The following is a 7,979-nucleotide window of genomic DNA, read 5'->3' on the forward strand; positions in this document are numbered from 1 at the left end:
TCGTCGGAACAGCAGATCGGCGATTGCAGCAGAAGTGTTCATGAATAGTGCGGTCTAGGGACCAATAGGCTTTGGATTTGGAGCTGGACCAACAGAGTCGGCTGACGGCTCAGGTTGTCGGGGCGTGGGAACCGGCTTCGGGTTATTGCCTCTCGCCACCGGATGTATTCGCACCATGCCTCCCCGTCCGGTTCCGGGCAAACAGAGCGCATCTTGCTTGTTCCCGAATTGTTCACTAGCCACACGCGCCGCCTGGCCTCGAGCATATGTACAGAGTTCGCCGGCGATGACCGTCCCGTCTCGATCCACATCGGCAACGCCTTGCAACCCTCTGAGAAGATGGTACGTAAACAACCCGTGCTTACCTTCGTCATACGCATGCGCTTCCTGCAGGCTTCGATTGCCCACCATCCACATTTCCACATCTTTCCTTGCCTCGCTGACAGGTGATTCCCAGGCAGGCGAGGGGATGTCGACAAGAGCGGCACCCGGAGCGGGGTCCATCGAGACGTCAAACATCAGAATAGCCCGTCGGATTGGAAGTCGGTAGAGAACTTCCTGTAGCCGGACGAGGGAATAGAGCTGATTTGCCCCGGAGAGTGTCCCATTATACGGCACGAGCGAGATCGCACCGGTCCCGGCCTCTACCAGTGCTCGTCCGGCAAAAAATACATAGACAACGGTCTCCCGGTCCACCTTCTTTCCAAGCCATCGTTCAAACGTGTCCTCCAAATCCCGTACGAGCGCTTGTCGATCGAGCAATATTCGTATGCGTTCGCCGGGGACACCGCAGATGATACGCAAATATTCGGCCATGACTTCTGCATCATGGCGGGCATACTTGACCGCCGGAACCTGTTCGTCTCGAAACGTCCCGACGCCGATCGAAATAATGACGGCTTTCGGCTGAGTGAACGCCGCCAGTGAAGTCGGCATGGTATCGACATCCGGAACCAACGCCAGGTCGATGGCTCTTGGTTTGACCCCAAACGTAAATGTCTTGGGCGGGGGAACGGAGGCCACCGGGCTACTCGTCCTCAAATTCAACGTCAATTCTCCATGAAGGTCTTCTTGGGATGCCGTCACCCGTTGGGTGATCGAGGTGCGTTTGCTCTCTCCCGGTTTGAGGATGCCGATTTGGACTTCCGGGGGAAACAAGGCGTCCAGGTGAGCTTTTCCTTCAGTCGTGACGGTCACGTCCTTTGCTTCTCCTATTCCCTCGTTCTTCACTTCGATTTCGATCGTGAGGGATTCGTTCGGCTGAAGGAATTGGTCTCGATTCTCATCCCGGATGATGGCACGAAAACTCAGCTGAGCCGGTGCGGTCGAAGCGCCCTGCGGCGGTTCCGCCGCTGTCTCGACCGCTGTAGGAACCGACGTGACGGCTCCCGTTGTCGGTGCCGCCATTGGAACCCCAGCGTCTTTTTGAGCTGCGTATTCTCGGATCTGCACGGATTGCGCGATCTGTTGAGCCAGCTCGTTGTTCGCCGAATCGATCGCGTCCTGAACAATCCCCTCCAAGCCCGTTACCTGACAGGGCTGTTCCCCGACCGTCACCGTACCACGGCCGGCACCTTCGAGTTTTTTACTAAAGAGCACCGTTCTGTCTCTTGCCAAGAACGCCATCTCAATTCCCACCGTCGCCGTCGCCGGGTATGTTCCTTGTGTTTGCTTTGGAGCCGCAAGCTCTATCCGCCTCAGTCCTACTCCGACCTCAATCACGTCGCCTGTCTCGATGGTATCATCAGTCTGGGTCTGGGCCGCGATACCGGTAAAGACTTCCGTCAACTTCTTAGGGACAGAGGCGACAACCATGTCCGCCAGAGCGAATGATCTCGTTTCACCACAACCGTCCAGGTATGGCACTTCAGCCGTGGTCACGCTCGGTGAGAACCAGATGACTGGCCTCAAGGGAATCGGTTGGGAATTGGCCGGCCCCTTCCCCCGTTTGAGTAGGGAACAGCCGACACCTGACAGGGCGAGTGCCAGCACAAGATAGAAAGAGATGAAGCGGCGCCATGGCGGAAAATTGACGGTCAGCATGGGTTGCAGCTTGGTCACCTTGTGGTTATACCGAATTCACCCCGGCGTCACAACCGAGGATGACGCGCTGACAGCCCGTTTTCCCTCGGCTACCAGGATGCTGAAAAAGTCCGCCAGCGGCGTTCCCTGCCTTCGCCGGAACGGCTTCGCGCAGGCAGGTCGCATCACTCAGCGGCTCAACGCACCACCGGGCAAGAGCTGCCTGGGCAGCTCGGGGCGGGCCGGGTGAGAAAGCATACGCCGCGCCCAAGACACTGGGCGCTCACCGACTCGCGCCCGTCCGCAAACGTGACGCTCATTATTCTTCGCCGCGCGGACCTCGCTGCGGCCGCACCTGCGGAGAGGCGCGTCTCGGCGCGAAGGGGTTCGGGCAGGTGAGAACAGCGGCCTTTTTGAGCATCCTGAAGGTATTCTGGCGTTGGCACTGTACCTAGTTCCAGCTATATTATCGGCATCAACCGAGTTTCTCCGCAGCCTGCTAAGGTCGCCTCATGTCCAGTCCGTCAGGATCACCTTCTCCTTCCTCTGGGATTCCTTGGTCGGCTCTTGCCCGATTGATCCGACTGCCGAACCAGACCGGTACCTATCTCTTACTCCTGCCCACGATGTGGGGGTTGGTACTGGCCGACCGTGGGATTCCCCCACTCCATCTATTAGTCATTTTCATCGCCGGATCGTTCTTAATGCGGAGCGCGGGTGTGATCATGAACGATTTGGCGGATCAATCATTCGACCGGCAAGTCACTCGTACCAAAACTCGTCCCTTGGCCTCAGGTGAGATATCCCGACGCCATGCGGTGCTGCTGCTCAGCCTGCTCCTTATCGTGGCGGTAAGCCTCCTGTTTTTCCTTCGGCCTATCGTGACCTGGCTTGCGCCAATCGCGTTCGTGCTCGCAGCCCTCTACCCATACTCCAAACGATGGATTCACATCCCGCAAGCCATGCTTGGCATCGCGTTTGGCTGGGGAACGGTCATGGCATGGGCTGCGGTGCGAGGGCAATTGGATGCACCGGTCTGGTGTCTCTTTGGAGCAACGGCCGCATGGGCCCTGGCCTATGACACAATCTACGCGATCCAGGATCAGGAGGATGATCGTCGCATTGGAGTCAAGTCGGCCGCGCTATACCTCGGGTCTTCCGTTCATCAAGGAGTGGGCTTGGCGTTCGGTGTCATGCTGACCTTCTTGACCGCAGCAGGGTGGCTCGCTGAGCTGGGATGGCCATATTACGCGGCTCTCTCCGGCGTGGCGGTATTTTTTCTGCTTCAGATCGGCCGGCTGCGAAGGCCGATGACACCGACTCACGCATTTGACATGTTCCGGAAGCACGTATGGGTCGGTCTCGCGATACTCGCCGGACTCCTTGCGGGGGTGTTGACCTAACGGGCTACGGAAGACCTCGATGTGTGTGCTTCGACAGGCTCAGCACGATCGGTAAGCCCCACTCCATTCAATGTTCAATGACCACCCCGTTCGTCCTGAGGCGCTTGAAGGATGAACGGCCGGCTTTTCCGCATCCTGCTAAGGCTTTTCGGTCGGCTTCTGCACGACAGGCTCCGCCTTGGGGGCACGTAACGTGGCGACATACATGGTCACGGCCTTCGCGTCCGCATCATTCAGTCCCAATGCCGGCATACGCGTGTGTGTATCCATAGCCTGTGGATTCTTCAGCCAGCGATAAATCCAGGTCGCGTTCAGCCGAAATCCTGCTCGATCCAAGGCAGGGCCGATCTTGCCACCCTCGCCGGCAAGATTGTGGCACCCGTTGCAGCCATATTTATTTTCGTAGAGTCTTTTCCCGCGATCGGCCAATTTTGCAGCTTCCGCTGGCTTGACGGTCAGATCCGGCCTTGGAATACTGACCCCCTTGCCCGGTCTGGTGGAGAAGTTGTTGAGTGCAACCTGTGCCGCATCCATCTCTTTCTTGGCTTGCACCATCGCCGCTTGTTCAGCCGCATAGGCGGATTCATCTACGTCCACGTCTTTCTTCAACTGCTCACTCTTCCGCTCGGCTTCGTCGCTCGCTTTCTTCTCCGCCGCTTCATAGGCCTGTTTGGCCTGATCAAACTTGGCCTGGGCGGTCTTCAGCCCTTCTTCAAGCGAGGTCTTGCGCGCCGCGACATTAAACTCCATCTTCATCCCGTGCAACGTGCGCACGTGCCCGACGATCGCCCAAATTTCATCCTCAGACAATGTATATTTGAACGTCGGCATCGTCGGAACCGCAAAGTCGTCGTCTCCGATCGGATCGCCACCCTCCTCGCTCGTGTCCAACATGTCGCGTGAAATCGTACTGAAGAGGTCCTCGTCCTTGAACGTCCCCATTTCGGATTTGTTGGACAGATCTTTCGGTTTCGGATCCGGCATGGCCGACCAATTAAACCCTTGGTTTTGCTTACCGCTTTCACCGTGACAGTCACTGCAATAGTGAGTATAGAGCTCGTGTCCCCGCTTCTCTTGCTCGTTCGCGCACCCAGCCGTGATCAAGGTTGCGCCCCCCACTACCCCAACCAACAACCCAATGACACTTAGCCGTGCCGCCTTCATGCTCACTGCCCTTTCTTGAGTTTTCTGATCAGGACAAACTGAAACCCCAAGGCCAATGCAACGGCTACCGCCGCGTACATATAGCTGGAATAGTCCGGCGGCGCATCGGCTCGGAAATACCACCAGGACGAGACGGCTTTTTGAGATCCCTTTTCGACCAACTCACCCGCGGCATCTTTTCGTCCGTCCCACACCGCAAAGGCGATGCTGATAAATTGCCCCGGTGTAATTTGAACATCTTCATCGGGATGTTCGTTCGAGAGATTGCGGGAAAAGACTATCTTCCAGGTGCCGTTTGAGTAGGCGCCTTTTGCGTTCACGTCTTGATGCACTTGCGGCTTCAACGTGCCGAAGCCTTTCGCACTCATATCGACGGCCTTGTTCGCCTTATTCTTCCAAAACCAAATGTTGACCGGTCCACCTTCCACCTGCAGCATCGGTTGTCCATGGGCAAAATGTGCCTTCTTGTCCCCAACCATGAATTCGAGCGCCGCGCCATCGTCCGGATCTTGAGTGGGATCGGCATATTCCAGGAGAAATGCGACCTGTTTCCCGTCGTGCAACGCACGCACGGACACGTCTTTGACTGTGACTTCTTGAATCCGGTTCGGCCAATGCACCTGTGGCGACATTGGGAAAGACGCCGGTGCCGCGCTGCTCCAGGCTGCGGCGTTTGGATCGTCAAGGGGCAACCCGCCGGTCACGAGCGCGGCCCGAACCGCCACGCTCTCTTGGGCAACGCTGAACGGTGCGCCGCAGAGGACCATGACCACGATTACTGCCGCCCCACCCCGCAGAACCTGCTTCATTATCTGATTCACCGGCTTCATGCTGGCCTCGTTCTCCCTACACCACTCACTCCCTCCACGCTATTCCTCTCCCTTATTCCCAAGTTCGTGGAGATTGATGCGCTCCGTCGTACTCGCCCATGATGATCTTCCAAATCCATTCGTCCGGCAATTCCACTTCCCAACGGGGCATGGCAGACCTCCATGGCGCCCCTTCGATCGGGAGTCCGACGCCGCCCTTTTTAATGCGCCAGAACAAATAGCTTTCTTGCAACATCGCGATCGTCGTCGGATCGGCAAAATTGGCTGGAGCCGGATTGAAGCCCCGGGCGGCTGGTCCCTTGCCATCGAAGTTCCCGCCATGGCAAGGAGAGCAAAAGGCCGCGTAGAACCCCTTCCCCTGCATGATATTTTCAGGGGTTTTGGGAACAGGATTCGACAGCCCTGTGTACTCCCCAGGTGGTGCAGGATGAATCGTTCTGCCTTCCGTTGGTGGAAGATCACTCGATGCGGTGCTGCCGTAGGTTTCCCACCCCATCAGCAGAGGAAACAGAATGAGGACACCGTAGCGAAGCACTTGCAAGCCGCCGCTATTCTCCCCTGTCAGGAACCGTTGCATCGGCCCCCAGAAGGCATCTTTGGATTCTCTGCTCAACGTTTCAAAGATGACGATGCCGGAGGCAGTCAGGAGGAGATAGAGGAAAATCAGGCTGGAGGGGAGGGGCGCCGAGCCCGGTATGTTCGGCAGCACAAACTTCAAGAACAGGTACATGGCTACCATGAGGATGATCGGCTTACCTAGCGCGCCCATACGTTCCTCCCTAGCAGGATGTTGAAAAGGTCCTCCACCAGCTGCGTTCTCACATCGCGCAGAGGCTCAACGTACGACAAAAAGTACGCTTCGCCTCTTTGCTCGTTGCGGTCTTGCTGGAAGGCCATTTTGAACATCCTGACAATGTGCTCATTGATTCCGTGATCCATCGGCGACCAACGAAGATTCCGCTGCTTTGACAGGAGCTGATGGAGCCTGGCCCGGTATTTCGAGTTCCGATGCGCTGATGGAGATCGGCTCCCCGCTCATCTGTTGTAGAAACGCGATGACGGCCAAAATTTCATTCTTCGAGAGTCCGATCGGATCCTTGTTGATAGCGGGCATCGTGGCCGGATATTCCTTCGGCACCCCTCCATGCCGATAGTCCTGATACACGAACGCCTGCGGATCCGTCAAACTTTCATAGAGGAACCCCCGGCTCAATTTTGCACCGATCCCCTTCAAATCCGGGCAACGCGCCGATTCACTTGGGCCAATGGAATGGCACAGAGCACATTGGCCTTTGCTGAAAAACACTGTCTGCCCGATGGCCGCGATGTCGGTCGGGGTCTTGATACTGGCGATGTCGATCTTTTCCTCGGCTGGAGGGAGGGAGGCCATCTGCGGCACTGCGAGGCACGTGAGCGAAAACAACCCAAGCACGATGGCAACAAATCCCGTGACTCTGATAAATGTCGCCTTGATAAAGAGGAGGATCAGAATCCCGAATCCGACAATACCAAGAGCAATCAATTGTAGTTGTGCGACTTCACTCATGGGTCCTCGAATGTTAAGTGCCGAGTGCTCGCCTCGCACGCCTCGCGGACTCGTCGACGCGGGCTGAACGGGCGAAGCGGGCTGAGTGCTGCGTTTTAGACCTAAAACTCACAATTCAAAACTCTCTTCACGGCCTTTGCCGCTCTTCCGGAGCTCCTCCGGCCATCGCCGGAATGCCGTGCGGCAACTCTCCCTTCCCTGTTGGTGCAGCAGCCTTGGCCTTGTCACCCATGGTGGCGACCCAGAAGATGAAGGCCACGAGGATACAGAAGAAAAACGTGCAGAAGCCCATGATCAGCGACGCGCTGCCGAGGGCCGGCGAATAGGCATAGGGCGACGAATCACGCATGACTCCATACACATGCCAATGGACGCGGGACGAGGACCGCGCGTAGCCCATCAGCGCCATGAGGAGGATGATCATGACGGCATTGAGGACCAGGGCATACCCGGCGCGCGGAGGCATGCTGCCCCATACCATCTCCGTCGTCGTCCTGGCACTCTTGAGCAACAGTGCCGTCAACGGCGCGATCGTCAGGATGACGAAGATGACGATCAGCACCTGAGATGTGGAAAAATAATTGATGCGGACGATCGCCGGCACGAAGTATCCCCACACCCCGAGGACGATGACCGCGAGGCTGGCCAACACCAACACGGCGCCCATCACCGCCTTTCCCAGCTTCGCCCACCTGGCGGTGTCTTGCTTCCCTGCCCGCCAATACATGACGAAGCTCATGAACGTAATGAGAATCATGAGGTTCGCCACCGTCATTTTGGCCGACATGACGCCCAGGACGCCGAGCAATGGGTGATGAGCCCCTCCCATCTTCTGGGCCTCTTCGATGCTGGCGACCAGCGAGTGCGGGGTCATCCACACAGCAAGACAGAACAGCAAGCTGATCAGCATCAGCAACATGGCCCGCCGATATTTTGCCTCCGATCCGGGAATGCGATAGGTAATCCCCAGCCAGAAGTAATAGTTCGAACCAAGAAACAGGACTCCGATCAACA

Annotated in this window: 7 protein-coding genes; 1 reads left to right on the forward strand and 6 read right to left on the reverse strand. The window is 57.2% G+C overall.

All coding sequences use genetic code 11. From position 1 onward, the window contains the following. Positions 1 to 54 precede the first annotated feature (54 nt). Positions 55 to 2,061 carry a hypothetical protein gene (locus tag P0120_21815; GenBank protein ID MDF0676944.1) on the reverse strand — a complete coding sequence of 669 codons (2,007 nt, stop codon included), beginning with the start codon at positions 2,059 to 2,061 and terminating at the stop codon, positions 55 to 57. 473 nt (positions 2,062 to 2,534) lie between these two features. Between P0120_21815 and ubiA the strand changes: the two genes are divergently transcribed. Next, positions 2,535 to 3,425, forward strand: a complete 891-nt coding sequence (gene ubiA, locus P0120_21820) for a 4-hydroxybenzoate octaprenyltransferase (protein MDF0676945.1) — start codon at positions 2,535 to 2,537, stop codon at positions 3,423 to 3,425. Between the two features lie 138 nt (positions 3,426 to 3,563). Here ubiA and P0120_21825 read toward each other — a convergent pair whose 3' ends face one another. From P0120_21825 to P0120_21845, 5 genes are all read right to left on the reverse strand, one after another. Continuing rightward, positions 3,564 to 4,589 (reverse strand): c-type cytochrome, encoded by a 1,026-nt coding sequence (locus tag P0120_21825; protein MDF0676946.1) that lies wholly within the window; start codon positions 4,587 to 4,589, stop codon positions 3,564 to 3,566. A gap of 2 nt (positions 4,590 to 4,591) precedes the next feature. Further along, positions 4,592 to 5,419, reverse strand: a complete 828-nt coding sequence (locus tag P0120_21830) for an ethylbenzene dehydrogenase-related protein (GenBank protein ID MDF0676947.1) — start codon at positions 5,417 to 5,419, stop codon at positions 4,592 to 4,594. A 52-nt stretch (positions 5,420 to 5,471) separates the two neighbouring features. Then, a complete protein-coding gene (locus P0120_21835; protein MDF0676948.1) occupies positions 5,472 to 6,188 on the reverse strand; it encodes a cytochrome c in 717 nt (238 codons plus the stop codon). Positions 6,189 to 6,338: 150 nt separating this feature from the next. Then, positions 6,339 to 6,965, reverse strand: a complete 627-nt coding sequence (locus tag P0120_21840; protein ID MDF0676949.1) for a cytochrome c — start codon at positions 6,963 to 6,965, stop codon at positions 6,339 to 6,341. A gap of 127 nt (positions 6,966 to 7,092) precedes the next feature. Further along, the coding region (locus P0120_21845; GenBank protein MDF0676950.1) for a hypothetical protein at positions 7,093 to 7,979 on the reverse strand (887 nt) is incomplete at its 5' end.

The sequence above is a fragment of the Nitrospira sp. genome (assembly GCA_029194675.1).
Classification (GTDB): Bacteria; Nitrospirota; Nitrospiria; order Nitrospirales; family Nitrospiraceae; genus Nitrospira_D.